The following is a 24,188-nucleotide window of genomic DNA, read 5'->3' as shown; positions in this document are numbered from 1 at the left end:
GCCCAAGAGGCGGTCGTGACGGACGCGGAGATGACGCGCAAAGTCGAGGCAGCGGCGTCGTGGCTGGAAGCTCATATGCCTGCACTGGCCGGGCCACATGCCGGCCGGCCATGGGTGAAGTACGTGCTTCGTGAGCTGGCGCGGCTTCCGTACACCATTGCGTGACGGCTTGGCGCCGCGAGGTCCGCTACGAGAACTTGACACGCTCTTGGGGTGTCTGTTCTGTTACATAATACCAGATTAACGCAAAGACTGTAGCTAGATACACACTTTGATATTCAACGGTTAGGTTCAGAAGAAGATTGATTCTTCATGGTATTTCGCTTATGAATAGCTCCTAGGACGAGGCCGAGCAGGGAGACCGTAAGCGGATAAAGTAATCCGCGGCCAAACGATGTAATGAATATTATGCACAAAACGAGCACTCCGAATGCGAAAAGCGTATTCAGCGGACGGCGAGTTAGTCGTATATAAACGAGGACGCTCAGTACATAGATTAAGAAGAAGTTTTGCCCTGCAAGTGCAAACATCATATGTTGTGATATCCACCCCACCTGGTGCATGACCACCACCGCCATAAACACCAGTATGCAGGTCACAACCGAGCGTCGTGGAATCTGTAAGTTGAGGTCCACAGAAGCAAGGAATCGAGGTAAGAATCCCTCCCTAGCGGATGAGAAAAGTAACCTAGAAGCCGCCCATGTGGCCCCATTCAAATTCGCCAAAATAATGAGTACACCCATGATCGCTACCACGTCAGCGCTTTTATTCCCGAAGACTTTTGCCAATACTGCGGCTATGGGAGCCTGGGTGGTTTGTGGATTGTAAGGTTGAAGCGTCCATTGAACTGCGAGCGCAACCGCGAGATAAATAAGGACGATCAAAACGTAGCTGATCACGATAGCAATGGGAAAGTCACGTTTCGGATTGCGGAACTCTTCACCCATAAAAGATAACATTTCCCATCCTGTGTATGCAAAGAAGACCATTCCTAATGCGGGAATACTGGCTTTCCAAGTAGCGACAGACGCAACGCCATGATCACGTACGGGATCAAACGTGAGTGCAATGACTGCTACAGCGGCTAAAATGAAGACCAAACTATAAGATAGAACCTGCTGCGCAATTGCCGAAAGTTGTGTACCCAAGTAGTTTAGAATCCCGGCTATCACCAACAACATGATTGCGAACAAACTCGATGCCCACCCGCTGGAATGAAACAGAAAAGCAAGGTACCCAGCACCGGTAAGAGCGATACCTGGGATCCCGAGAAAGAACGCGCTCATCAACATCAATTCCGTCATGGCTCCAATTACAGGTCCAAACGCGAGGCGAACAAATCCAGCGACTCCTCCAGCGTTTGGATAACGGGACCCGAGCGAAGCGAAGATCACCAGCAACGGAATAATCATTAAGGCGTCTATCACCCACGCGTAGATAGAAGAATTACCCACTTTAGAATAAGCCAGGCCGGGCAAAACAAGGAGCCCGGCACCGACCACGATTCCCAGAGCTAGGGAAACGGCTCTCCCCACTGTTAACGTCTTCGCCAGTTGTGTATCCTTTGCGGTTGAATCCATCCCTTTTGTTCCTCCGAAGCAGGGTTTACCTTTGCGCGATGATATAGATGCAGCTTTTCTCTCCGGCGGTTGAGGCATGCAGGGTGTGCGCCGGGAGGTACAAACGGTCCCCAGAAGTGCATACATAATCTTTATCCGCGATGTGAAATGTAATGTTCCCCTCCACAATAAGCAAAATCTCATGCGTGCCATGTGCATGAGGGGGGTGCCTCCCTGGTGTATCGCGTTGAACTTCCACAGAGCCCGTTTCGGGTAACAAGCTGTATATGGCGGCTTCAAGGGAAATTGGCGTCCCGCGCAGTACACGAGGTTTATCGAACTCAGTCATACGATTATTCTTCCTCCTTGGTCACAGCAGTCTCGATATAAATCGATTGCCAGCGCCAATGCAGTGGGCACTTCCCCTTAACAGGTGTTTTGCCGTGCTATCGTGCCCGCGGCTGTTCCACCTTCAATACCGTGAAACACGCGCCGCGGTTGGAACAACAGTACGAGACATTCTCCCAAGTTCCGACTCTTGCGTTGCTTGTATGCTGGTGCCGAACTGAATACGAAGATCGGTTCACCATCAAAACAGAACTCCCAATGCGGGTCCTCTGGATCTATCGGTATTTCCTTTGACCACGGCACCGGGTCACTGTCGTGTAGCCACTGTAATATTGACTAGAACTGCTTCTTGTAATAGTCCAAACCTTGTCTAGAAGTTTCTGGCTTTACAAAGAGAACAAGCGCATGTCTTGTCTCAGGGTGGCTCCTGGACAGTTCTAAAAAAGTTGAAAGGGTTAGAGGCAGATGACTCCAGTCCTCGTCGACGTAGGGTATCGAAGGTGTCCGGCGCGTTCAGCTGCTGTAACGAAGTAGCAAGGAAATTCGTCGTCCAAAACCTTAGACCTAAACAAGGCGTATTCACGAGAAAGCCATTCCGGCACTCCCTGGTTGCTCAGAATGTCTTGAGATTTGAGTAGCATGGGTGCAGACATTCAGCCTCCCCTCCCATCTCTGTATGGAGGTATGTCTCTTGAGGAATTCGTCGAGAAAATTATAAATATTAGTAGGTGATGCCTGCTTACGATAATGCCGATGTGGGAAATCGGCAACTACGATGAGTCGAGGTGTGCCATGGACTTCAAGCAACTTCACACCTTTGCTGTTGTTGCAAAAGAAAAGAGTTTTACTCGTGCAGCTGAGATATTGAACTATGCTCAGTCGAGCGTTTCAGGTCAAATTCAGACACTGGAACACGAACTGGGAGTACCTCTGTTCGACAGACTGGGGCGCGGTGTAATGCTTACGGATACAGGTAGGAACATCTTGCCCCTCGTGCAAAGTTTGTTTCGAATTGAGGAGGAGATACGAGTCATCGCTCTCGGCAACAGCGAGCCATCTGGTACATTGATCGTAGGTGCCCCGGAAAGTTTAATAGCGTATCGTCTATCCAGGATGCTGTCGGAATTTCACAAACGGTATCCCAAAGTACATCTGCATTTTCAAACAGGAGGCTGTGCTGAACATCGCGAGGCTCTACAGCGCGGAGAAATGGATGTTGCATTTCTCCTTGAAGCCCCGGTAGTTACAGACGGTCTTATCATGGAACATCTTGTTGATGAGCGCATCCTGCTTGTGGCCGAACCAAGTTCACCACTTGCAACGATGGAATGTATAGCACCATTTGATCTTGCCGAACAAGTATTTCTTATGGTGGAATCTACCACGGGTGGATGGAGCTATAGAGAAATATTTGAGCATGAGCTTATTCAGGCTCGGGTTTATCCCAGTAAGTATATGGAGTTTGCAAGTGTCGAAGCTGTGAAACAATGCGCCATCTCTGGAGTCGGAATCGCGATACTCCCCGAAGTGGTCGTGAGGAAAGAACTTGAAGAGAGAAAATTAGTCGCCCTTAAATGGCCAGCAATTGTACTCCCGACTCAACTTGCATGGAACAAGGACCGATGGATTTCCTCTGCCATGCAAGCATTTATACGGTCTGTGCGCGAGTTTGTAGGAAAACAGGAATGATAGGATTTCGTTCTCTGGAGTTTTGAAGGCCGAGAGTTAGCTCCCGTGGTTGATGCTCGCCTTACTTGACGGTGTTTTTCCAACGAGCTCTGAAAAAGTGAGGAATTTCGCGGGATCAGGGGAGCCAATCGGAAATCCGTGTGGTCGGATACCTGTGGTTGAAGACCGGATGAGGGGGGCTGGTTCGTATTTCCGTCGATTGATTCCGTTGACCATCCTTAGCACATTACGAAGCAGGGACGGGTTTGGAGGATCGACCCTGGATCAGGTTGACGATCCGTTTCGCGTTCAAAACCAAAAACGTGAGATACACTGGGATGGCTACATGCCACTTGCCGCGGTAGCGTGCGCGTCCAAGGCCGTGTCATTGTGTCAGCTCGCCAAATGTGCGTTCGATGGCCTTCCGGTCGTACGATGCTCGCCGTAAACGCCGCTGGCTCTGGAGTGACTCCGTAAGCCCAACCCCACATGGCGTTCACCCTCTCGTCGCGTGAAAGTATCATCATCAAGCCATGGGAGGGTTCTTGTATGCGAGAACACATGTCCCATCAAGAACGCCGTCAACGTTGGCGTGAACGCATCGCCGCCTTCTACGACAGTGTTTCACCCCACGGTGGTATGACCCTTCTACCGGTGAGGTCTCCCCTACGACAACTTGACAGGAACAGCGGCGAAGCCGTCGTTGACGCACCGAACAAGAAGTGGTATGTTCAATTCTGACAGTCTGTACGGGAGAGAGGAGGTCGAGACCCATGGTTCGGATGGCGAAGGGGGCAAAGGCAGGCGTCATGCTCGTCCGCCGATGGATGATGTTCAACGTGGCTCGACCTTCTCGCGCGAGCGCCGTGTAGAGCGCAAGCGCGGGTTGCTGCCAAAGCGGCTCGCGCCAACTCACTCCAACTTCGGACTGGGCATGCCGCGAGAGGCATGCCTTTTTGCATCTAGGGGGCCTGTTTGTGTTTCAGGTATTGTGGAAGCTTCGCCACTTCTTCTGGGAGGAACGAAAACGGTACGGGATTGCCGTGGCTCTCCTGCTCTTTTTGAATGTCATCGAAGTCATTCCACCGTGGCTCATCGGCCGAGCCATTGACCTCATGAGCCAGCACGGCATGACCGTGACCTCGCTTACCGAGTTGGTGGGCGCCCTTCTCCTCACCATCGTGGTGTCGTACGTGTGCGGCGTGACCTGGCAGTATCAACTGTACTCGGGCGCGAGAACGCTCGAACTTTCGCTTCGCCGCCGCCTGATGGCCCACTTCTTGAGGATGACACCGCGATTTTTCGAGCAGAATCGCACAGGCGACCTGATGGCGCGGTCCACCAACGACCTGAACGCGGTGATGCAGACGGCCGGATTTGGCATCCTCACGCTGATTGACTCCACCACGTATTCGGCCACCATTCTCGTCACCATGGCAGCGCTCGACGGGTGGAAGCTGACGCTGTTTTCGCTCGTGCCGATGCCGTTCATCGCGATCGCCATGACGAAGTTCGGCCAGATGTTGCACGACCGCTTTGAGCAGGCGCAGGACGCCTTTGGCGACATGAACGATCGCGTCCTGGAGACGGTGGCCGGCGTCCGCGTGGTGCGCGCCTACGCGCAGGAGCAAAACGAAGAGCGGCGCTTCGCCGAAACGATGGCGGATGTGTACCGCAAAAACATCGCTGTGGCAAAAATTGATGCACTGTTCGATCCGACCATCACGCTGCTCGTAGGGGTGACGTACCTCATTGGCCTCGGCTACGGCACATATCTGGTCTTTCAGAGCCAGTTGACGGTGGGCCAGCTCACGTCGTTTAACGTGTATCTCGGCATGCTGATTTGGCCCATGCTCGCGTTCGGTCAGCTGATCAACATCATGCAGCGGGGCAACGCCTCGCTCGACCGCGTGACGGAAACTCTGGCGTACGAACCCGACGTGACAGACGCGGACGGGGCGGTAGAAATCGAACGGATCGACGAAATCCGCTTCGAACACTACACTTTCCGCTATCCGGCGTCCGAGCGCGACAACCTGGAGGACATCGAGCTCGTCATTCGGCGGGGGCAGACGCTCGGCATCGTGGGGCGAACGGGAAGTGGCAAATCGACGCTCGTCAAGCAGCTGCTGCGCGAGTATCCCGTTGGGCATCGCGGCCGCCTGCTCGTGAACGGCCTGCCCATCGAATCCATCCGGGTCGATTCTCTGCATCGCCTCATGGGGTACGTCCCGCAGAACCCGATGCTTTTTTCTCGCAGCGTGCGGGACAACGTGCGATTTGCGAAACACGACGCCACAGACGAAGAGGTGCTCCGCGCGCTCGAGCTCGCGGGGTTCACACAGGACATCGCGCGGCTTCCGGATGGGCTCGACACGCTCGTGGGCGAGCGGGGCATCTCGCTTTCCGGAGGCCAAAAGCAGCGCATCGCGCTCGCCCGCGCCCTCATTCTGGACCCCGACCTGCTCATCCTGGACGATGCGATGTCGGCCGTCGACGCCCGCACCGAGGCGCACATTCTGCGCTCGATTCGCAGTGTCCGCCGCGGGCGCACCACGCTCATCGTGAGCCACCGCATGTCGGCCGTTCAGCACGCCGATTGGATCGTGGTTGTGGACGACGGGCGCATCAGGGAAGCGGGTACATTTCGGGATCTCATGCGCCTCGAGGGCTGGTACGCGCAACAGTACCTCCACCAGCAGGCGTTCGGCGAAGCCTCGGACGATCTCGGCGAAGACGCCGAGGAGGCCGAAGAAGGTGCCGAACCGCGCCCGGTCGACGCCGCGCAGCCGTCGCTCAGTGGGACAGGAGCCGAAAGGGGGGACGCGCATTGAGGCAAGGTACGTCCGTTCGCGTTGGACGCCGTTTGGTGCAGTACGCTGCCCACGCGCGCGGTGCCATTGTCGCCGCTCTCGTCCTGCTCGTCCTCTCCGTGGCGGCGCAGCTTGCGGGGCCTTTTGTCGCGAAGACCATCATCAATCGGGACATCGAGGGCGTACAGCAGGTCTGGTACCAGGCGCCGACCGGCGCACATGGCGCCGTCGTGGTGCAAGGCAAGCCGTATGTTCGCGCGGACAGGTTGCCTGAGGGCGCTCGCCGCGAAGATCCGCATACCCTCCTGACGCTCGGTACCAAGGGCTATTTCCTGCCCGGCTCCGTCACGGCCATCGCGCCGGGGCCCCGGCCTGGCGAAATTCGTGAGGAGGTCGGGGGCACATGGCGCGTGGTGAGCGCTCAGCCCATCAGCCGCGCGCAGATGTTCGCATTTTATCGGCCGGAGGTGCCGAACGTCATCCGGCTTGCGCTCGTCTACTTTGCGCTGCTCGCCGCGTCTGCTGCGTTTCTTTACGGCGAGCAGTATCTCCTGCAGGTATCGGCCAACCGAATTCTGCAGCGCATGCGGCGGGACGTGTTTCACAAAATCCACTGCCTGCCCATCTCGTACTTTGACAACACGCCAGCGGGGAAAATCGTCTCTCGCATCACCAACGACACGGAGTCCATTCGCGACTTTTACGTCAATGTCCTTGCGAATGTGCTGTCGAGCGCCGTCATGATGCTCGGTATCTATGTGGCGCTCTTCATTCTGAACGTCGATCTCGCCCTCTTGGCCTGCGCCCTGTTGCCGATCCTCTTTGCGTGGATATGGCTGTACCGGCGGTACACGGTGCAGGTCAACCTGCGGGTGCGCGCGCTCATCTCGGAGATCAACGCCATGCTCAACGAGACCATCCAGGGCATGACCATCATCCGCGCGTTTAACCGCGAGGCGAAGACGGCGGAGGAATTCAATCAGATGAACCAGGCGTATTACGACGGGCAAACCAGGCTCCTGCGCGTCAATTCCGCCACCGGGTACAATCTGGCGGGTGTCTTCCGCAACCTGTTTTTCGCCTGCATCATCGCCTGGTTCGGGTGGCGCGCGCTCCACCTCGAGCCCATCGTGTCGCTCGGCGTACTCTACGCATTCGTCGACTACCTCAACCGGCTGTTTCAGCCGCTGACGCAGGTCGTCAACCAGCTTGCGACCCTGGAGCAGGCTCGCGCGTCGGCCGCGCGCGTGTTCGAACTGCTTGACCAACCCGGCGTGGAGCGTGAGCATGGATCGATTCCGCGCTTTCGCGGCGAAGTGGAGTTTGAGAACGTTTGGTTCTCCTACGACGGCGCGCATCCCGTTCTGCGCGACATCTCGTTCAAAGCGAAGCCAGGCCAGACCGTCGCGCTCGTCGGGCACACCGGTTCCGGAAAAAGCTCCATTATGAACCTCCTGTTCCGGTTTTACGATCCGGACCGAGGCGTCATCCGCATCGACGGGCGGGACATCCGGGAGATCCCGCCGCAGCAGCTTCGCCAGCACATGGCCATCGTGCTTCAGGACCCATATCTGTTCACGGGAACGATCGCGTGGAACGTGGGGCTCGGCGATCCGCGCGTCAGCCGGGACCGCATCGAACAAGCGCTGCGCGACGTCGGGGCGGATCGCCTGTTGCGCAACCTGCCGGGCGGTGTGGATGAGCCCGTGCTCGAAGGAGGCAGCACGTTCAGCGCCGGGGAACGTCAGCTGATCTCGTTCGCGCGAGCCCTCGCCTTCGATCCCGCCATTCTCGTGCTGGACGAGGCGACAGCGAACGTCGACAGTGAAACGGAGCGCATGATCCAGCAGGCGCTGCAGGTGCTCAAGCGAGGCCGTACCACGTTTGTCATCGCGCACCGTTTGTCGACCATTCGCGATGCCGATCTCATCCTGGTGCTCGACAAGGGCGAGATCGTCGAACGAGGGACGCACGACGAGCTCATGGCTCGCGGCGGGCGCTACCGCCAGATGTATGAGCTACAGACGAAGGCGCTCGGCGTCACAGCAGGTTGACCACCGCGCGCCCCTTCATCTTGCCGGCGAGGATCTGCTTGAGGGCGCCGTCGAGATCGTCCAGACGAATGTCGTACCCGATGCGTTCGAGCGCCTCCTCGGCTGGTTTCCACGGGCCGGCGAGACGGCGCCAGATCTCGCGGCGCGTCTCCATGCCGAGCCATACGGAGTCGATGCCGATGATGGCCGCCTGACGCCGCAGGAACGGGAACACGCTGGCCGTGAAATCCGGCCCGCCGGTGTATCCGCTGATGGCGATCACGCCGCCGTACTCGAGTCGCTGAAGCAGGTGCGGGACGTACTTACCCGACACTGGATCGATGACACCGGCGTACCGCGCTTTGACGTTCAGGTACGATTCGCCTTCCTTGAGCAGGAGAGCCTCTGGATGGACGGTTTCGTCCGCGCCGAGGGACGCGAGCCAAGGGGCGGCTTCTTCCTTGCGCGACGAGGCCACAACGTGGTAACCGGCCTGCTTGGCGATGGCGATGCCCGTCGCACCGACGCCTCCCGTGGCGCCCGTCACGAGGATGGGGCCCATCGCGGGCGATACGCCGTTTTGCTCCATGCGGTACAGCGACAGGGCGGCGGTGAACCCAGCCGTGCCGAGCACCATCGCCTCGCGGAGCGTGAGTCCGTCGGGAAGAGGGACCACCCAGTCCGCGGGCACGCGCGCGTATTCGCTGAAGCCGCCGAAGTGGCCGGTCCCGAGGTCGTAGCTGGTGCAGATGACGGGATCGCCCGCGTGGAAGCGCGGGTCGCTGGATTCAACGACCTCGCCGGAGAGGTCAATGCCGAGCACCATGGGGTAGCGCGTCACGAGACGGCTTGCGGGCTGCGAGCAGATGCCGTCCTTGTAATTGACGCTGGAGTAATGGACGCGAATGAGCACTTCGCCGTCCGGAAGGTCATGGGCCGTGAGTTCTCGCACGCCTGCGCTGAAACGTCCGTTGTCCTGGTCGACGACATAGGCGCGAAACGTCTGCATGGCGCGAAGCCTCCTTTCGGTTTGGAAAGAGGCGCCCGGAAGTCGGGCGCCGCGTCGCATGCCGCTCGAACCGGCTTGACCGCTCAGGAAGCTGCGGACGGCTTGGGCGACACGCCGATGTGATGCAGCAGGAACGCGTGGATTTCGGCCGATTCGCGGAGGTGCTCAAGCCTTCCGGACGAGCCGAAATGGCCGGCGCCCATGTGAGTCTTGAGGACGAGCGCCTCGTCCCCGACTTTTGTGGTGCGCAGTTTGGCGACCCACTTCGCCGGTTCCCAGTACGCGACGCGCGGATCGTTGAGCCCGGTGGTCACGATGAGATGCGGATAGCGCTTGGCTTCCACATTGTCGTACGGGCTGTACGATTTCATGTAAAAGTAATACGTCTCGTCCCGCGGGTCTCCCCATTCGTCCCATTCGAGGGTCGTGAGGGGAATGGTCGGATCGAGCATGGTCGTGACCACGTCCACGAACGGGACACCGGCAGAGATGGCGGCGAATCGGTCGCCGCCCATGTTGGCCACGGCGCCCATCAGCAGGCCGCCTGCCGAGCGCCCATCCGCTGCGAGTTTCTCGGGCGAGGTGTAGGCCTGCTGGATGAGCGCGTCCGCGCAGGCGATGAAGTCGGTGAACGTGTTCTTTTTGGCCAAGAGCTTTCCGTCCTCGTACCAAGGCCGCCCCATCTCCGATCCGCCGCGGACGTGTGCGATGGCGTAGATGACGCCCTTGTCGAGCAGGGGCAAGAGAAGCACGGGCGAGAAGGTGGGGTCCAGGTTATGGCCGTAGGACCCGTACCCGTAGAGAATGCACGGGGCCGGCCCGGCGTCGCGCGCGCCCTTGCGGTAGACCAGGGATATCGGGATGCGCGTCCCGTCCTGCGCGTGTGCGAAGAGGCGCTCCTGCACGTAGTCGGCGGGATCGTACGGTCCGTTCACCGGTTGGCGCAGGAGGGCCTTGCGCTCGCCCGTGACGGGATCGAGCGCGTACGTGGTGCGCGGGGTGAGGAACGATTCGTACTGGATGAGCACTTCTCGCGTGTCGTACCGGCGGTTTGTCGAGACGGACACGGTGAACAGCGGCTCGTCCCAGGAGAGCCGCGTCAGCCGCCCATCCGCGAACGTCCAGATTTGCGTGAGGCCCCCTTCGCGGCCCTCGATCACGACCGCCTCCCGAAATGGATGGACGGCCGTGAGATAGCGCGCCTCGTCGTACGGGAACAATTCCTCCAGGCGCTCGTCTTCGCAGGGGGCGATGGGATGCCGGAAGACGCTGAAGTTGCGGCGGCCCAGGTTGGTCAACACGAGAAACGCGTTCTCCCAGTGCTCGAGCTCGTACTCCACCTCGGCCTGCCGCGGACGGAAGACGGTCCACGTGCCGAGTGGCTGGTCGGCCGGCAGATAGCGAACCTCGGTCGTGGTCTTCGTGGACGACGTGAGAAACAGGTACTTGCCGCTCTGCGACTTGGCGAGCGTCAAAATGCACGTCTCGTCTTCCTCTTCGTAGAGCAGCGCGTCCTGCTCGACGGGATCGCCAAGCCGATGCCGGTAGAGGCGATAGGGGCGCTGAGCCTCGTCGACGGTGATGTAAAACAGATATTGGCCGTCGGCGCTCCATGCGAGGCTGCCGTCGATGAATACGTTTTCGATTCGGTCCGGGAGGTCTTGGCCCGAATCCAGGTCTTTGACGAGGAGGGTGTATCGATCCGTCCCGTCGCGGTTCTCCAGATACGCGAGGCGCTTCTCGTCTGGGCTCGTGGCGAGCATGGAGACGCTCAGATAACCGTTGCCAGCGATTTGGTTCACATCCAGGATGATCTCTTCCTCGGCCTGCGCCAGCGCCTCGCGGGACTCGGCGCGCTTTCGGGCATGAATCGGATACTGCAAGGACTTTTCCATGCGCGTGTAGTAATAGTACTGGTCTCCCTGAACTGGGACGCGCTCTTCTGCGTCCGGAATGCGGGCCACCATGGCCTCGTACAACTCGTCGGTCAGCGGTTGAACGCGCTCCATGTACCAGCGGTAGTATGTATTTTCGTCCTCAAGGTACCGGATGACATCCGGGTTGTCGCGGTCTCGGAGCCAGTAGTACGGGTCCACCCGCCGGTCGTTGTGAATCTCGAGCACGGTGGGAATCGCTTTCGCTTTTGGCGCTTCCATGACGTCACTCCTTCGCGGCTTCGGTCGCCAGTTTCAACGAGATTTCAAGGCTTCACCCGTATCATACCATGCGGCGTTTGCTGGCGCCTCTCGCCAGCGCACAGGGGGTGGGTGGCTTGCGCAAGCTGTTTCCCTATCTGCGGCCGTACCGGCTGCGCATCGTCCTGATTGTGACGTTCATCTTTCTGCAGGTCCTCGGGAACCTGTATTTGCCAACCCTGATGTCGGAAATCGTCGACAACGGGGTGCTCAAGGGGAACCTTCCTTACATCTTTCGCATGGGCGCGTTCATGCTCGCGGTATCGATTGTCGCGGTGGGTTTCTCCATCACGGCGAGCTATCTGTCGTCGCAGACCGCCGCGAGCTTCGGCAAGCACCTTCGCCGCGACCTGTTCGCGCACGTGCAGACGTTTTCGCTGGAGGAAATCGACCGTTTCTCCACCGCCTCGCTCATCACGCGCACGACCAACGATATCACCCAGGTGCAGCAGCTTGTCAACATGATGCTGCGCATGATGATCATGGCGCCGCTCAACTGCATCGGCGGCGTGCTGATGGCCGTGTACACGGATGCGAGTCTGTCCGTCGTGGTGTGGGTGATGCTTCCGGTTCTCGCGGCAGTCATCGTCTTGGTGTTTGGGCGTGCGAGCCGGTTGTTCCGCGTCATGCAGGGCAAGATCGACGTGCTCAACCGCGTGTTGCGCGAAACCCTGACGGGCATCCGCGTCATTCGCTCCTTCAATCAGGTTGCACGCGAGACGAAGCGATTCGATCACGCCAACGCCGACCTGACGGGGACGACCACCCGCGTGCAGAAAATCATGGCGGCGCTGTCGCCGGCGCTCATGCTGGTCATCAACCTGGCCGTGATCGCCATCCTGTGGTTTGGCGGCGTGCGGGTCGCGCACGGTCAGATGCAGATTGGCTCGCTGATGGCGTTTATCCAATATGTCACGCAGCTCTTGTTTGCCATCATGATGGTCTCGATGATGTTCTTCATGATTCCGCGCGCCAACGCGTCGGCCAATCGCATCTACGAGGTCCTTTCCACGGCGTCGCGGATACGAGATCCGGAGCATCCTGAGCGGCTGCCGCGCCCGCAGTGCGAAGGGCTCGTGGAGTTTCGCCACGTGACGTTCCGGTATCCGGGTGCACAAGCGCCGGCGCTCTCCGACATTTCGTTTGTCGCAAAGCCGGGCGAAGTCACGGCGATCATCGGCGGGACGGGATCGGGCAAATCGACGCTCGTGAGCCTCATCCCCAGGTTCTACGACGTGGAATCGGGCGAGGTGCTCGTCGGGGGCCTGGACGTGCGGGCGTGGAGCCAGGAGGACCTGCGCAGGCAAATGGGCTACGTGCCTCAGCGGTCCGTGCTCTTCAGCGGCACCATCGCGGACAACATCCGCGTGGGCCAGGAGGACGCGAGCGATGACGAGGTGCGGGAAGCCGCGCGCATTGCCCAGGCGCTGGAATTCATCGAGCAGATGCAGGACGGCTTCGACGCCATCGTCGAGCAAGGAGGGCGGAATCTGTCTGGCGGGCAGAAGCAGCGCCTTTGCATCGCTCGGGCGCTGGTGCGCCGGGCGCCGATTTACATCTTCGACGACAGTTTCTCCGCACTCGACTTCCGCACGGACGCGAGGTTGCGCCAGGCGCTTCGGGAAGCGGTGCGCGGCGCCACGGTGATCATCGTCGCGCAACGCGTCAATACCATTCGGGATGCCGACCAAATCGTTGTGCTCGACGAGGGGCGGATTGCCGGCATCGGGACGCACGAATCGCTGCTCGCCAGCTGCCAGGTCTACAGGGAGATTGTGCGGTCTCAGCTCGGAGAGGAGGTCATGGCATGAGCCAGGATCGGCGCGACATGCAGGCGATGCGGCCGCCCATGCCCATGCGCCACGGCGGAATGCGCCCCGGCATGCCCGTTCAGAAGCCAAAGGACTTCAGCGGCACCGCGCGGCGCCTGGTGCGCTATTTTCGGCCGCACGCCTGGCGAATTGGGCTCGTCTTCGTGATGACGGTGCTCGGCACGCTGTTTTCCATCCTGGGGCCGGACGTGATGAAGGGCATCACGAACGATCTCGTCGCGGGCCTGCGCCACAAGTGGATGCATCTGCCCGGTCCCGCATTTGACTGGGCGGACATCGTGCGCGTGCTCGAGGAGCTGACGGGGCTGTACGTGCTCTCCAGCGTGTTTGGCTACTTGCAGCAGTACATGATGGCCGGCGTCGCGCAAAAGACGGTGTATGCGCTGCGCCGCGACGTGTACGCCAAGTTGGAACGCCTGCCACTTTCGTTTTTCGACGGGCGCCCGATTGGCGACGTGATGAGCCGATTTGTGAACGACTTCGACAACATCGGCAACACGCTTCAGCAGGCGCTGCTTCAGTTTGTGTCGAGCATCGTCACCTTCGTCGGTGTCATTGCGGTCATGTTGTCCATCAGTCCGTTGATGACGCTCGTGATGTTTCTCACACTGCCGCTGTCGTTTTACGTCACGCGGTTTGTCACCAAGCGGTCGCAGGGCTTTTTCGTGGGCCAGCAGCGCTCGCTCGGGCTTTTGAACGGCCACATTGAAGAGATGTACACGGGCCATGCCATCGTGCGGGCGTTCAACATGGAGCCCCGCGCCGTCAAGACGTTTGATCACCACAACGAGGCCCTGTATGAATCGGGGTGGCGGGCGCAGTTTATCTCGGGGCTCATCTTCCCCCTGAACAACTTTATCGGCAACCTCGGCTACGTGTTGGTCAGCGTGATCGGCGGATTGTTCGTGGCGCGCGGCTCCATCAGCATCGGGGATATTCAGGCGTTCATTCTCTATGCCCGCCAGTTCTCGCAGCCCATCACGCAGTTGTCCAGCATCTCGAACATCATTCAATCGACCATTGCGTCCGCTGAGCGAATTTTTGAGCTGCTCGATGAACCGGAAGAGGTGCCTGATCCAGCGACGCCGGTGCGGCTCGAGCATCCCAGGGGCAACGTCGCGTTTCACCACGTCTCGTTCCGCTATAAGGACGATGTGCCGCTCATCGAGGACCTGAACCTCGAGGTGGCCGCGGGGCAGACGGTGGCCATCGTCGGTCCGACGGGCGCAGGGAAGACGACTCTCGTCAATCTGCTCATGCGCTTCTACGATGTCCGCGAAGGGCAGATCACCATCGACGGCGTCGATATCCGCGACATGACGCGCGCCGACCTGCGCAGCCTGTTTGGCATGGTGCTACAGGACACGTGGCTGTTTCATGGCTCCATCCGCGACAATATCGCCTATGCCAAACCCGACGCGAGTGAGGACGAGATCGTCCGGGCCGCCCGGGCAGCGCGCGCCGATCACTTCATTCGGGCTTTGCCCGACGGGTACGACACGGTCATCAACGAAGAGGCTTCCAACCTGTCACAGGGGCAGAAGCAGCTTGTGACCATCGCGCGAGCCATTCTGGCCGATCCCGTCATTCTCATCCTCGATGAGGCCACCTCCAGCGTCGACACCCGCACGGAGCTCCTGATCCAGGAGGCGATGCAGCGGCTGATGGAGGGGCGCACGAGTTTTGTCATCGCCCATCGTCTGTCGACCATCCAAAACGCGGACCAGATTCTCGTCATGAATCACGGCCGTGTGATCGAACAGGGGACGCACCGCGAGCTCTTGGAGAAGGGCGGTTTTTACGCCGAACTGTACCGCAGCCAGTTTGCCGGATCGAGCGTGGACGAAGCGCTCGCCGAGGTGGCGCGCACGGCCGCGAGCCAGACTTCGAATGGATGAAAAAGGAAAAGAGTGGGAACCCTAGGGCCATCGACAGGGATGGAGGCGATGACCTGTGGGACCCGCTCTTTTGCTTGCTATCGCCCTCTTCGGAGGGCCACATGCCAGCGTACAGGCGGTCGCGACGCGCGATGCCGTGTACGGACCCGTCCAGCACGCCGTGCGGCTCGACACTGCGCACCATGTGGTGACCGTCGATCTCCGGCCTGTGGCCGGACCGCGCGCAACCTCTTCCCTCGAGGCGACGGACGGCCGCGGCGTGACGGCGCCGACTTCGCCCGACGCGTACACGGATGGCCGCGCGATTACCGCGCCTGTGTCTCCGCACGCTTACACCGATGGGCGCGACACCGGCCGCGGGGCACAGACCAACCGCGGGCAGCTCGTCCTGTCTGTGCCCCTGGGATGGGAGCTCGATGTACAGGGCGCCGCGGCGGACAGCTGCGAGCTTCGCACGCCCAACCTCGAGCGCACCGCGATTCAGCCCATGCCCGGCGCCTCGAATCGCCTGCGCAGGCGGTTTTTGCTTGGCCAGCCGGGCACCTACCGGCTCGTTTCCGAGACGTCGGGGCAGGTGACGCACGTGCTCGACACCGTGGTCGTCTCGCCGCATCTCAGCGAGCCTGTCATCGGCGCGCCATGATGGCGCCGACGCGGCTGTGATGCGGCGGCCACGCGGGCTTCTCATCGCAACTGCGCCACAAGCATGCCGAAGTAGGTCGGGCGCTCGTACGACAACAGGTGCGGGCGCCTCTCCTCTTTCGGTACGGCGCCCGCCAGCACGAGCGCTTGCCACATGCCGTCCGGCCGAGCGTTTTCGATCATCTCGGGCGGAAAGTCGGCAAGCCGCTCCAACTCCCCTGCCGCGATTGCGCGCTGCACTTCCTCGTCCAGCCGCGGAGCGTCTTCGTGGAAGCCGTATGGCCCGTCTGCGGCATGCGCGTGCGCCCAGTCGCAGCTCGCGATCACGCCGGCCCGCCGATGGAGCCTGTCGCACGCCTGGCGGATGGCCTGGCCCAGGCGAAGATGTTCCGAGAACGGGCGGGATCGCGCGGTTTGGATGACGACAATGGGCCGTTCCGGCATGAAATACAAGGGAATCATGCTGCCCCAGTCGAGGGGAAGCGTCGAGAGCGGGCCGTCTGCCGTCGCGAAGTTGAGAATGGCAAGGGGCACATCCTGCGCTCTGTGGGCAACTTCGAGGGCGAGGGCGCGGTCGACCGCGCGGCGCATGTGGAAGACGTTGCCCTTGTCGGCCCGGTAGGCGCGGACCATCGCCGCCTGCGTCTGTTCACTCAACTCACCTTCCATGTATGCGCTTGCGCTCAAGGTGAATTGCCCCTCCGCGCGGATGCCGTGCGGCGTAATGACCACCCACACGTCGGGGTCTGCCTGCCGCGCCGCCTGACCCAGTTCGGTGAGGCTCGCGCGCGTTTGGGCCATGACATGGGCCTCATCGCCCGCGAGCTCCGGCAGGATGGGCAGTCCGTGCGGCGCCACGGCTGCAAACACGATGCTCATGGAATCGCCTCCTGACGCCACTGTAGACGAAAAGCCGCTCGGGCGCCATATTTGGCTTACGGAAGAGAAGCGGCTACAATAGGTGTCAGAGGAGGCAGATGGCCGGGGGCGATGGGGCATGCCGAAAAGCCGGGAACAGGCGTTTAACGAGATCGTGCGCAGGGTGCGAAAAGAGTGTTTCGGCAAGGGACCGGAGCGCATTCACACGGTGTTTATTGAAAACATGGCCATTTGCGTGTTGCAAGGCAATCTCACCCCGACGGAGAAGTTCATCAGCCGGACGGCCGAAGGGGCGGAGATGGTGCGCCTGGCCCGCACGAGCATGATTCAGGAGCTGTACAAGCGGAAGGTGCCGGAGGGACTTGAGGAGGTGGCGGGTTCGCGCTTTTTGTATCTCTTCTCGGACTTCAAGGTCGAGGAGGATATGGGGGTATCCGTGTTCATCTTCGAAAAGCCGATTCCGAGGGAACCCCTGCCGGACGGGGAGCTGCGGTTTGGGAAACAGGGAAATCCAGCACAAGAATCCGCAGAATGAGTTGTATTCGGTTTCACCGTCAACGTGCTATAATAAGCGTTGCGTGGCGGGTGCATTCGCGTGAGTGGGCGCGCTACGAATCTATTGGCTCGGCGCTTGAATGGTTGGCCTGTAGGTTCTGCAGGCGAACACATCGGCACAAGTTGACCGCGAAGCGGCAATTTGTGTCCTTTTTTGTGCTCGCAACACCTGGGGAATTATGGATGATTTCTTGTGCATGATCCGTGTTGCGCTGCGCAAGGTAAGGTTGTAAACGATGGCGAGCCAGACAAGCGCTGAACGAGAAAAGGGTGGGAGTCACATGAGCAATGGGTTTCTGAGTCCTGCGGAGATCGCGCAACTGGCAGTGGATGTGGGCGAAAAGAAGTCGAAAGAGGTCTGGTGGAAGCTGCTCATTCTGGGCATCTTGGCGGGCGCGTTCATCGCGCTGGGCTTCTTGGTGGACATCCGCGTGACCGCCAGCCTGCCAGACAGCTTGGCGTCCGTCAAGAGCTTCCTTGGCGGCGCGGTGTTCCCCGTGGGCCTGATGCTCGTCGTGATCGCGGGCGGAGAACTGTTGACCGGCAACATGATGACGCTGCCCATCGCGGTGCACGCGGGGCGCGCAAGCCTTGGCGGGCTTGTGTACAACTGGTTCTGGGTCTTGATCGGGAACCTGTTGGGATCGCTCTTCGTCGCCGGCGCGTTCGGGGTGGGCGCGCATCTGTTGACGGCCGATCCGTTCAAGGCGACGGTCATTGCCATTGCGACGGCAAAGGCGAAGCTCGCGTTTGGACCGACCATTCTGTCCGCGATTGGATGTAACTGGTTGGTGTGCTTGGCGGTTTGGATGGCTTACGGCGCCAAGGACATCGTGAGCAAGATCTTTGCGATTTGGTTCCCCATCATGGCGTTCGTGGCCATTGGCTTCCAGCACGTGGTCGCGAACATGTTTGTCCTGCCCGCGGCCATGTGGGTCGGTGGGGACTTGTCGTGGGGCAAGATCATTGAGGAGTGGTGCGGCGCGTTCATCGGGAACGCCATCGGCGGATGGATTTTCACTGCGCTCGCCTACTATCTCGTCTATCTGACGAAGTCGCGCCGCGAAGCCTGAATCAAGCGTATCGCCCGCCCGTCACAAAGCCACGCCCTCTTGGGGGGCGCGGCCCGCTTACGCGGCCGTCTGCCTTCTCTCGCGTGGAAATTGAAAGATAAGGGGGATATCGGCATGCTCGATATCAGAACCGAGGCACAGGCCGAGGCGCAAACTGTCGTATTGGAGATCGACGGGAAAGAAGTCTCCGTGGAGCCGGGACGCTCGGTGCTCGAGGCCATTTTGTCCACCGGACAGGAACATCCGCACGTCTGCTATCACCCGGCGCTCGGCCCCATTGAAACGTGCGACACCTGCATTGTCGAGATCGACGGCAAGCTCATGCGCGCCTGTTCGACGCCGGCCACAGCGGGCATGGTGGTGCGGACGAAATCCGTCGCCGCGCGCTATGCGCGGAAAGAAGCGATGGACCGCATTCTGAAAAACCACGAGCTGTACTGCACCGTGTGCGACAACAACAACGGTAACTGTGTGTTGCACAACACCGTGATGCAGATGGGCGTGGAACACCAGGCGTATCCCTTTACCCCCAAGCCCTACGAAGTCGACATGTCGAACCCGTTTTATCGGTACGATCCGCAGCAGTGCATTTTGTGTGGCCGCTGCGTCGAAGCTTGCCAAAATCTCCAGGTCAGCGAGGTCTTGTCGATCGCCTGGGACCGCGACGTGCCTCGGGTGATTTGGGACGACGACGTGCCGATCAACGAGTCGTCGTGCGTCTCGTGCGGTCACTGCGTGACCGTCTGCCCGACCAACGCGCTCATGGAGAAGTCGATGCTCGGAGAGGCCGGGTTCCTCACCGGCATTGAAAAGCCCACCCTCGACAAGATGATCGACCTCACCAAGAAGGTGGAACCGGGCTACTCCTCGATTTTTGTGCTGTCCGAGATGGAGCACGAGATGCGTGAGGCGCGCATTCGAAAGACGAAGACGGTCTGCACATACTGCGGCGTGGGCTGTGCCTTCGACGTGTGGACCAAGGACCGCCACATTCTGAAAGTCGAACCGCAGATGGAGGCACCGGTGAATCAAATCTCGACGTGCGTGAAGGGCAAGTTCGGTTGGGACTTCGTCAACAGCCCTGATCGCCTGACGAAGCCTCTGGTCAGAAAGGGCGACCGGTTCGTCGAGGTCAGCTGGGACGAGGCGCTCGACGTGATCGAAAAGCGCATCAAGGAGATCCAGGCGGCGCATGGCTATGACGCCGTGGCGTTCATCTCGTCCTCCAAGACGACGAATGAAGAGAACTACTTGATGCAGAAACTGGCGCGCACTGTGATGCACACGAACAACATCGACAACTGTTCGCGGTACTGTCAGTCGCCAGCGACGGAGGCCTTGCGGCGGACGATGGGACTTGGCGGAGACACGGGCTCCATTCGCGACCTCGAGCTCGCCGATCTCGTCATCATCGTCGGGGCAAACCCCGCCGAAGCGCATCCTGTGCTGTCGACCCGTCTGCGGCGAGCCCAGAAGAAGCGTGGCCAGAAGCACATCGTGGCCGACGTGCGGCGCAACATCATGGCTTCGCGGGCCGACTTGTTCATCCAGCCGCGGCAGGGGACGGACTTGGTTTGGCTGTCGGCCGTCACGAAGTACATCATCGATCAGGGACGGCATGATGAGGCCTTTTTGCGCGAGCACGTCAACGGATTTGACGCGTACGTCCGTTCGCTCGAGAAATTTACGCTCGACTATGCGAGCGAGGTCTGCGGCCTGCGCAAGGAGGACATGATTCGCGTCGCAGAGATGATCATGGCAGCGGAACGAGTGGCGGTCTGCTGGGCCATGGGTGTGACGCAGCACCGCGGTGGAAGCGACACGTCGACGGCCATCTGCAACCTGCTCCTGGTGACCGGGAACGTGGCGCGTCCCGGGACCGGCGCGTACCCGCTCCGCGGCCACAACAACGTGCAGGGTGCGGGAGATATGGGCTGTGCGCCGCCGTTTTTGCCTGGTTACGAGCGGATCGACAACGAGGTTCAGCGGCGCAAGTGGGAGGCGCTGTGGGGTGCCGAACTGCCGACGACGCCCGGTCTGAACAACCACCAGATGGTGGATGCGATTCACGAGGGCAAGCTCAAGGCGATGTACCTGTGCGGCGAGGACATGGCCGTGGTGGATTCCAACATCAACTACGTGGAGGACGCCTTCCGCAAACTCGAATTCTTCGTCGTGCAGGACGTGTTTCTCTCGAAGACCGCTCAGTTTGCAGACGTGGTGTTGCCGGCCTGTCCGAGCCTCGAAAAGGAAGGGACATTCACGAATACGGAGCGGCGCATCCAGCGTCTGTATCGCGTGCTCGAGCCGCTCGGCGACGCGAAGCCGGACTGGGAGATCATTCAGATGGTCGCAAATCGCTTCGGCGCCAACTGGAACTACGCCTCGCCGCGCGAGATCTTTGAGGAAATGGCGAGCACGGCCGACTTGTTCCGCGGCGCCACCTACGAACGCCTGGAAGGCTACGGAAGCCTGCAGTGGCCCGTTCTGCCAGACGGCACCGATACGCCGCTCCTCTACACGGACGGGTTTGCGTTCCCCGACAAAAAGGCACGGCTGTACCCGGTCGACTGGACGCCGCCCATCGAAGTCGGGGAGGAATATGATCTCGAGTTGAACAACGGCCGCTTGCTCGAGCATTTCCACGAAGGCAACATGACGAGCCGCGTACCAGGCATTCACGCCAAGGTGCCGGAGACCTACGTGGAAATTTCGCCAGAGCTCGCCAAGGAGCGCGGCGTGCAGGACGGCGCGTGGGTCCGGCTGGTGTCGCCCTACGGCAGCATCCGCGTGCGGGTCGTCGTCACGGATCGCGTCTCCGGTAAGCGCGTGTACGTGCCGCTTCTGTCCCATGCCGACGAGGAGGCCGTGAACCGCCTGACGTCGAGCGATCACGACACCGCGACCTACACCCCCGCTTACAAGGAGATGCGCGTGCGGATGGAGGTCATTCAATCGTGCGGCGAATCGCCGATGAAGCGCGGGAACTTCCGGCTCGGCAAGCCAAATCCGCAACCCGGTGTCAATGTGGAGAAAAAATGGGCGCGCAAGGACTATGTCCCGCTCGTCACCGAAGGCGCGAACGTGAGGGAGGGTTGAGACGTGGCGGAACCCATTCGCATGATCGAGCGCCGAGAGGAGACGCCTGAGGAGCGGCGAGATCGCGCGCTCGCCAAGCTCGCCGATCAGCTGGCGCTCGAGGAGAAGGCCGCGCTGCGCGCCCTTGAGTTGTTGGCGCTCGCGGAAGAAAAGGGCCTGCTGCCCATGTTGACCGCGCTCCTCGCGCGTGGCGATCGCGTCCTCGCGCATGCAGTCGACCTGTTGGCTCGCGACGAGTACGCCTCGGCGCTGCAGAATGCCATCGGCCTAGCTCAAGCGCTCGGCAAGTTTGACCCCGGCGCGCTCGCGAAGCTCGTCGACGGAGCCGCCGCCGGCTTGGCGGATGCGCAAAAACAGGCAGAGGGCAGCGCGAAGTCGCTCGGCATATTCGAGCTTCTTGGGCTGCTGAAGGATCCGGACGTCGCGTACGCCATTCGCTTCTGCGTCGGCTTTTTGTCCGGCTTGGGCAAGTCACTCCGACAAGAACGTGCGCCGGAGTGACGGCGCAATTTCTCGGGAAATGTCGAATGAAACAAAGCCGCGGACAGGTTCCGCGGCTTTGTTACTTAGATTTCCAACCATTGTCGATATTTCTTGAGGAGGGTCACCGGGCCGCCCAGGTGCATGAGGTACTTCATCTTGGATCCATCTTTCAGCACCAAAGCGGTCGCGCCAGTCGCATGATGACGGCCGATTTCGGCGACGCCGTACTTCGGGCCGAGCGACGCCACAGTGCCGTGATCGTGGTAGACAAAGGGCAGGGGTGAGCGGCCGTGCGCCTGCCGGACCAAGTTCGCGCCGAGGTGGTGCCCCATCTGTTCCGCTACCTGACCGGTCGGCGGCAGCACGTTGCCTTTCGCGTCTTCGAAGCGCGCGCAGTCGCCGATGACGTACACGTCTTCGAAGCCCCGCGCCTTGAGAAACGGGTCCACGTGTACCCGATTCCGGGCGTCAACTGGAAGGCCCGCGTCTTTCAAGAGCGGCGGCGCTTCGACGCCTCCTGTCCAAACGAGCGTATGGCCAACCACTTTTTGGCCGGACGCGAGGACGTACGCCTCTGGGTCGGCGCCCGCGACGCGTTCGTTCAAGATGAGGTCGACGCCGCGCTCCACGAGCTTGCTCTGGGCGACGGCCCTTAGCTCTGGATCGACGTCGGGCAGCAGTTCGCCGTGGGCGTGAATCAGGCCAAGGTACAAGTCGGTCGTGGGGAGTCCTAGATGGCGCAGGCGGCTCGGCAGCGCATCGGCCCATTCGCCCATGAGCTCCACGCCGGTGAGCCCGCCGCCGGCCACGAGGAACCTCAGGTGAAGCGGATCGCCGGTCTCCTGGTACCGCTTGATTTCGCGCTCCACGTGGTGGTGGAGTTCCATCGCCGCCCGCAGAGAATCGAGGCGAAACGCGTACTCCGCGACGCCCGGCAGGCCGAAGGTCGCCGTGTGGCTGCCGAGGGCCACAATCAGCGTGTCGTAGGGCAGCGTGCCGCGATCGGTCTCCACGAGCTTGTCCGACAATGCGAGGCGCTTCACGTCGGCGATGAGAACTTCGCTCGTTGTGCGATGAAACAGATCTTCGAGCGACAGGGCGTAGGTGTGAGCATCATGCCTGGCGCCCGCGACTTCGTGCAGAAGCGTCTTAAAGGTGTGGTAGGGCTCGCGATTGATCAGGGTGAATGGGATACCGTGACGGTCGAGTTCCAGAGCTGCGGCGAGTCCGCCGTAGCCCGCCCCGAGAATGACGATACCTTTCATGCGCTCTCTCCCTTCGCTATCATCATACACGAAGGGTCTGGTTGGAGGGACGGGCGCGGGGGCGAGGGACAGGCCTATGCGCGCGCCACTCCTGCCGGATGACGGCGAGCCGCGCAAGCTGCGCGGCTCAGCGGAGCGCATCATCCAAGCGCTTCATCCGTCAGTTGGCGTAGGCCCCGTACGGAACGAGGAGAATGAACAGCACGAAGATGATGAGAAACACGACAGCCCAGCGGGTGTAGCCACCGAAGACTCCGTACATCGTCTCAACACCTCCTTGTCGTTCGATGGTTCACTGTATGTAGGCCCGAGCGCGGATGGGTGGACGGATGCCCGGATGAAAGGCGTATAATGGACAAGTAAGGATACATTTGGAGGAGGCTGAAGATTCGTGGCGTTGACCTTCATGCAGATGGTTCAAAAGGCGAAGGAGAATGTGCAAGGCCTGAGCGCGGCGGAAGCCAAAAAGCGCATGGAGCAAGATCCCAATACGTTGGTCATCGATGTGCAGGATGCCGCCGACGCCGGCGCGTGCGGGTTGATTCCCTCGAGCGTCAATATCTCGCTCGGCATGCTGCCGATTCGGGCCGACCTGGAGTTGCCCGAGCACTTGCGCGATGAACGGCTGGCGGATCGCAATCGTCCCATCATCACGACGTGCGGCGCGGGCGGTCAGGCGGCGCTCGGCGCATATGTGCTGAAACTCATGGGCTTCAACAACGTGGCGTACATTGAAGGCGGTACGGCGGCTTGGAAGGAAGCGGGGTACGAAGTCCAACACTGACGACCAACCGCTGATGCGCCAAATGCGAAGGGCTGTCCCCCATCCCATGATGA

Annotated in this window: 18 protein-coding genes and 2 pseudogenes; 12 read left to right on the top strand and 8 right to left on the bottom strand. The window is 60.5% G+C overall.

Going from position 1 to position 24,188, the window contains the following annotated elements:
* Nucleotides 1-165 (top strand): annotated as a pseudogene (locus BW934_RS14775) (ISLre2 family transposase); the annotation flags it as partial.
* 113 nt (nucleotides 166-278) lie between these two features.
* Here BW934_RS14775 and BW934_RS06845 read toward each other — a convergent pair.
* From BW934_RS06845 to BW934_RS15460, 3 genes are all read right to left on the bottom strand, one after another.
* On the bottom strand, nucleotides 279-1,580 hold the full coding sequence (locus tag BW934_RS06845; protein WP_076346436.1) for an APC family permease: 1,302 nt from the start codon (nucleotides 1,578-1,580) through the stop codon (nucleotides 279-281).
* 25 nt (nucleotides 1,581-1,605) lie between these two features.
* Nucleotides 1,606-1,908 (bottom strand): cupin domain-containing protein, encoded by a 303-nt coding sequence (locus BW934_RS15465; RefSeq protein ID WP_076346434.1) that lies wholly within the window; start codon nucleotides 1,906-1,908, stop codon nucleotides 1,606-1,608.
* A 77-nt stretch (nucleotides 1,909-1,985) separates the two neighbouring features.
* Nucleotides 1,986-2,240, bottom strand: coding sequence for a YqcI/YcgG family protein (locus BW934_RS15460; protein WP_084182519.1), 255 nt, complete (start codon nucleotides 2,238-2,240; stop codon nucleotides 1,986-1,988).
* Between the two features lie 459 nt (nucleotides 2,241-2,699).
* Between BW934_RS15460 and BW934_RS06830 the strand changes: the two genes are divergently transcribed.
* Nucleotides 2,700-3,596 carry a LysR family transcriptional regulator gene (locus BW934_RS06830; RefSeq protein WP_076346472.1) on the top strand — a complete coding sequence of 299 codons (897 nt, stop codon included), beginning with the start codon at nucleotides 2,700-2,702 and terminating at the stop codon, nucleotides 3,594-3,596.
* Between the two features lie 226 nt (nucleotides 3,597-3,822).
* Here the strand turns inward: BW934_RS06830 and BW934_RS15570 are convergent.
* A pseudogene (locus BW934_RS15570) lies at nucleotides 3,823-4,047 on the bottom strand (transposase); the annotation flags it as partial.
* A 505-nt stretch (nucleotides 4,048-4,552) separates the two neighbouring features.
* Here BW934_RS15570 and BW934_RS06815 point away from each other — a divergent pair.
* A complete protein-coding gene (locus tag BW934_RS06815; RefSeq protein ID WP_076346428.1) occupies nucleotides 4,553-6,409 on the top strand; it encodes an ABC transporter ATP-binding protein in 1,857 nt (618 codons plus the stop codon).
* Complete coding sequence (locus tag BW934_RS06810) at nucleotides 6,406-8,442, top strand: ABC transporter ATP-binding protein (RefSeq protein WP_076346426.1); 2,037 nt, start codon at nucleotides 6,406-6,408, stop codon at nucleotides 8,440-8,442. Before BW934_RS06815 ends, BW934_RS06810 begins: the two co-directional genes overlap by 4 nt.
* Here the strand turns inward: BW934_RS06810 and BW934_RS06805 are convergent.
* Both BW934_RS06805 and BW934_RS06800 read right to left on the bottom strand, forming a co-directional pair.
* Nucleotides 8,429-9,430: an acrylyl-CoA reductase family protein gene (locus BW934_RS06805; protein WP_076346424.1), complete on the bottom strand. Its 1,002-nt coding sequence runs from the start codon at nucleotides 9,428-9,430 to the stop codon at nucleotides 8,429-8,431. The two genes, BW934_RS06810 and BW934_RS06805, sit on opposite strands and share 14 nt — an antisense overlap.
* A gap of 83 nt (nucleotides 9,431-9,513) precedes the next feature.
* The gene (locus BW934_RS06800) at nucleotides 9,514-11,586 is read right to left on the bottom strand and encodes a S9 family peptidase (RefSeq protein ID WP_076346422.1); all 2,073 of its coding nucleotides are present in this window, start codon (nucleotides 11,584-11,586) and stop codon (nucleotides 9,514-9,516) included.
* A gap of 116 nt (nucleotides 11,587-11,702) precedes the next feature.
* Between BW934_RS06800 and BW934_RS06795 the strand changes: the two genes are divergently transcribed.
* From BW934_RS06795 to BW934_RS06785, 3 genes are read left to right on the top strand one after another with little or no spacing between them, the layout of a single operon-like run.
* The gene (locus tag BW934_RS06795) at nucleotides 11,703-13,436 is read left to right on the top strand and encodes an ABC transporter ATP-binding protein (RefSeq protein ID WP_076346420.1); all 1,734 of its coding nucleotides are present in this window, start codon (nucleotides 11,703-11,705) and stop codon (nucleotides 13,434-13,436) included.
* Nucleotides 13,433-15,355 (top strand): ABC transporter ATP-binding protein, encoded by a 1,923-nt coding sequence (locus BW934_RS06790; RefSeq protein WP_076346418.1) that lies wholly within the window; start codon nucleotides 13,433-13,435, stop codon nucleotides 15,353-15,355. Before BW934_RS06795 ends, BW934_RS06790 begins: the two co-directional genes overlap by 4 nt.
* Before the next feature lie 55 nt (nucleotides 15,356-15,410).
* The gene (locus tag BW934_RS06785; RefSeq protein ID WP_076346416.1) at nucleotides 15,411-15,998 is read left to right on the top strand and encodes a hypothetical protein; all 588 of its coding nucleotides are present in this window, start codon (nucleotides 15,411-15,413) and stop codon (nucleotides 15,996-15,998) included.
* 41 nt (nucleotides 15,999-16,039) lie between these two features.
* Here the strand turns inward: BW934_RS06785 and BW934_RS06780 are convergent, their stop codons facing one another.
* Nucleotides 16,040-16,876, bottom strand: a complete 837-nt coding sequence (locus tag BW934_RS06780; RefSeq protein ID WP_076346414.1) for a DODA-type extradiol aromatic ring-opening family dioxygenase — start codon at nucleotides 16,874-16,876, stop codon at nucleotides 16,040-16,042.
* A 118-nt stretch (nucleotides 16,877-16,994) separates the two neighbouring features.
* Between BW934_RS06780 and BW934_RS06775 the strand changes: the two genes are divergently transcribed.
* The 4 genes from BW934_RS06775 to BW934_RS06760 all read left to right on the top strand — a co-directional run bounded on the left by BW934_RS06775 (nucleotide 16,995) and on the right by BW934_RS06760 (nucleotide 22,104).
* Complete coding sequence (locus tag BW934_RS06775) at nucleotides 16,995-17,411, top strand: Na-translocating system protein MpsC family protein (RefSeq protein ID WP_076346412.1); 417 nt, start codon at nucleotides 16,995-16,997, stop codon at nucleotides 17,409-17,411.
* A 301-nt stretch (nucleotides 17,412-17,712) separates the two neighbouring features.
* The gene (locus BW934_RS06770; RefSeq protein WP_076346410.1) at nucleotides 17,713-18,504 is read left to right on the top strand and encodes a formate/nitrite transporter family protein; all 792 of its coding nucleotides are present in this window, start codon (nucleotides 17,713-17,715) and stop codon (nucleotides 18,502-18,504) included.
* A 114-nt stretch (nucleotides 18,505-18,618) separates the two neighbouring features.
* Nucleotides 18,619-21,603 carry a formate dehydrogenase subunit alpha gene (fdhF, locus tag BW934_RS06765; RefSeq protein ID WP_076346408.1) on the top strand — a complete coding sequence of 995 codons (2,985 nt, stop codon included), beginning with the start codon at nucleotides 18,619-18,621 and terminating at the stop codon, nucleotides 21,601-21,603.
* A gap of 3 nt (nucleotides 21,604-21,606) precedes the next feature.
* Nucleotides 21,607-22,104, top strand: coding sequence for a helical membrane plugin domain-containing protein (locus BW934_RS06760; protein ID WP_076346406.1), 498 nt, complete (start codon nucleotides 21,607-21,609; stop codon nucleotides 22,102-22,104).
* A 65-nt stretch (nucleotides 22,105-22,169) separates the two neighbouring features.
* Here BW934_RS06760 and BW934_RS06755 read toward each other — a convergent pair whose 3' ends face one another.
* Complete coding sequence (locus BW934_RS06755; protein ID WP_076346403.1) at nucleotides 22,170-23,351, bottom strand: NAD(P)/FAD-dependent oxidoreductase; 1,182 nt, start codon at nucleotides 23,349-23,351, stop codon at nucleotides 22,170-22,172.
* 391 nt (nucleotides 23,352-23,742) lie between these two features.
* On the opposite strand from BW934_RS06755, the gene BW934_RS06750 reads away from it, so the two are divergent.
* Nucleotides 23,743-24,135, top strand: coding sequence for a rhodanese-like domain-containing protein (locus tag BW934_RS06750; protein WP_076346401.1), 393 nt, complete (start codon nucleotides 23,743-23,745; stop codon nucleotides 24,133-24,135).
* The last annotated feature ends 53 nt before the right edge of the window (nucleotides 24,136-24,188 follow it).

The organism is Alicyclobacillus vulcanalis (assembly GCF_900156755.1).
GTDB lineage: Bacteria > Bacillota > Bacilli > Alicyclobacillales > Alicyclobacillaceae > Alicyclobacillus > Alicyclobacillus vulcanalis.
The sequence above is the reverse complement of the archived record's forward strand: the minus strand, read 5'-3'. Positions and strand labels throughout refer to the sequence as shown.

Excerpts from the sequence above, each read along its gene's own strand:
- BW934_RS06845 (WP_076346436.1), bottom strand. The coding sequence starts at position 1,580 with ATGGATTCAACCGCAAAGGATACACAACTGGCGAAGACGTTAACAGTG.
- BW934_RS15465 (WP_076346434.1), bottom strand. The coding sequence starts at position 1,908 with ATGACTGAGTTCGATAAACCTCGTGTACTGCGCGGGACGCCAATTTCC.
- BW934_RS06830 (WP_076346472.1), top strand. The coding sequence starts at position 2,700 with ATGGACTTCAAGCAACTTCACACCTTTGCTGTTGTTGCAAAAGAAAAG.
- BW934_RS06805 (WP_076346424.1), bottom strand. The coding sequence starts at position 9,430 with ATGCAGACGTTTCGCGCCTATGTCGTCGACCAGGACAACGGACGTTTC.
- BW934_RS06800 (WP_076346422.1), bottom strand. The coding sequence starts at position 11,586 with ATGGAAGCGCCAAAAGCGAAAGCGATTCCCACCGTGCTCGAGATTCAC.
- BW934_RS06790 (WP_076346418.1), top strand. The coding sequence starts at position 13,433 with ATGAGCCAGGATCGGCGCGACATGCAGGCGATGCGGCCGCCCATGCCC.
- BW934_RS06780 (WP_076346414.1), bottom strand. The coding sequence starts at position 16,876 with ATGAGCATCGTGTTTGCAGCCGTGGCGCCGCACGGACTGCCCATCCTG.
- BW934_RS06775 (WP_076346412.1), top strand. The coding sequence starts at position 16,995 with ATGCCGAAAAGCCGGGAACAGGCGTTTAACGAGATCGTGCGCAGGGTG.
- BW934_RS06770 (WP_076346410.1), top strand. The coding sequence starts at position 17,713 with ATGAGCAATGGGTTTCTGAGTCCTGCGGAGATCGCGCAACTGGCAGTG.
- fdhF (WP_076346408.1), top strand. The coding sequence starts at position 18,619 with ATGCTCGATATCAGAACCGAGGCACAGGCCGAGGCGCAAACTGTCGTA.
- BW934_RS06755 (WP_076346403.1), bottom strand. The coding sequence starts at position 23,351 with ATGAAAGGTATCGTCATTCTCGGGGCGGGCTACGGCGGACTCGCCGCA.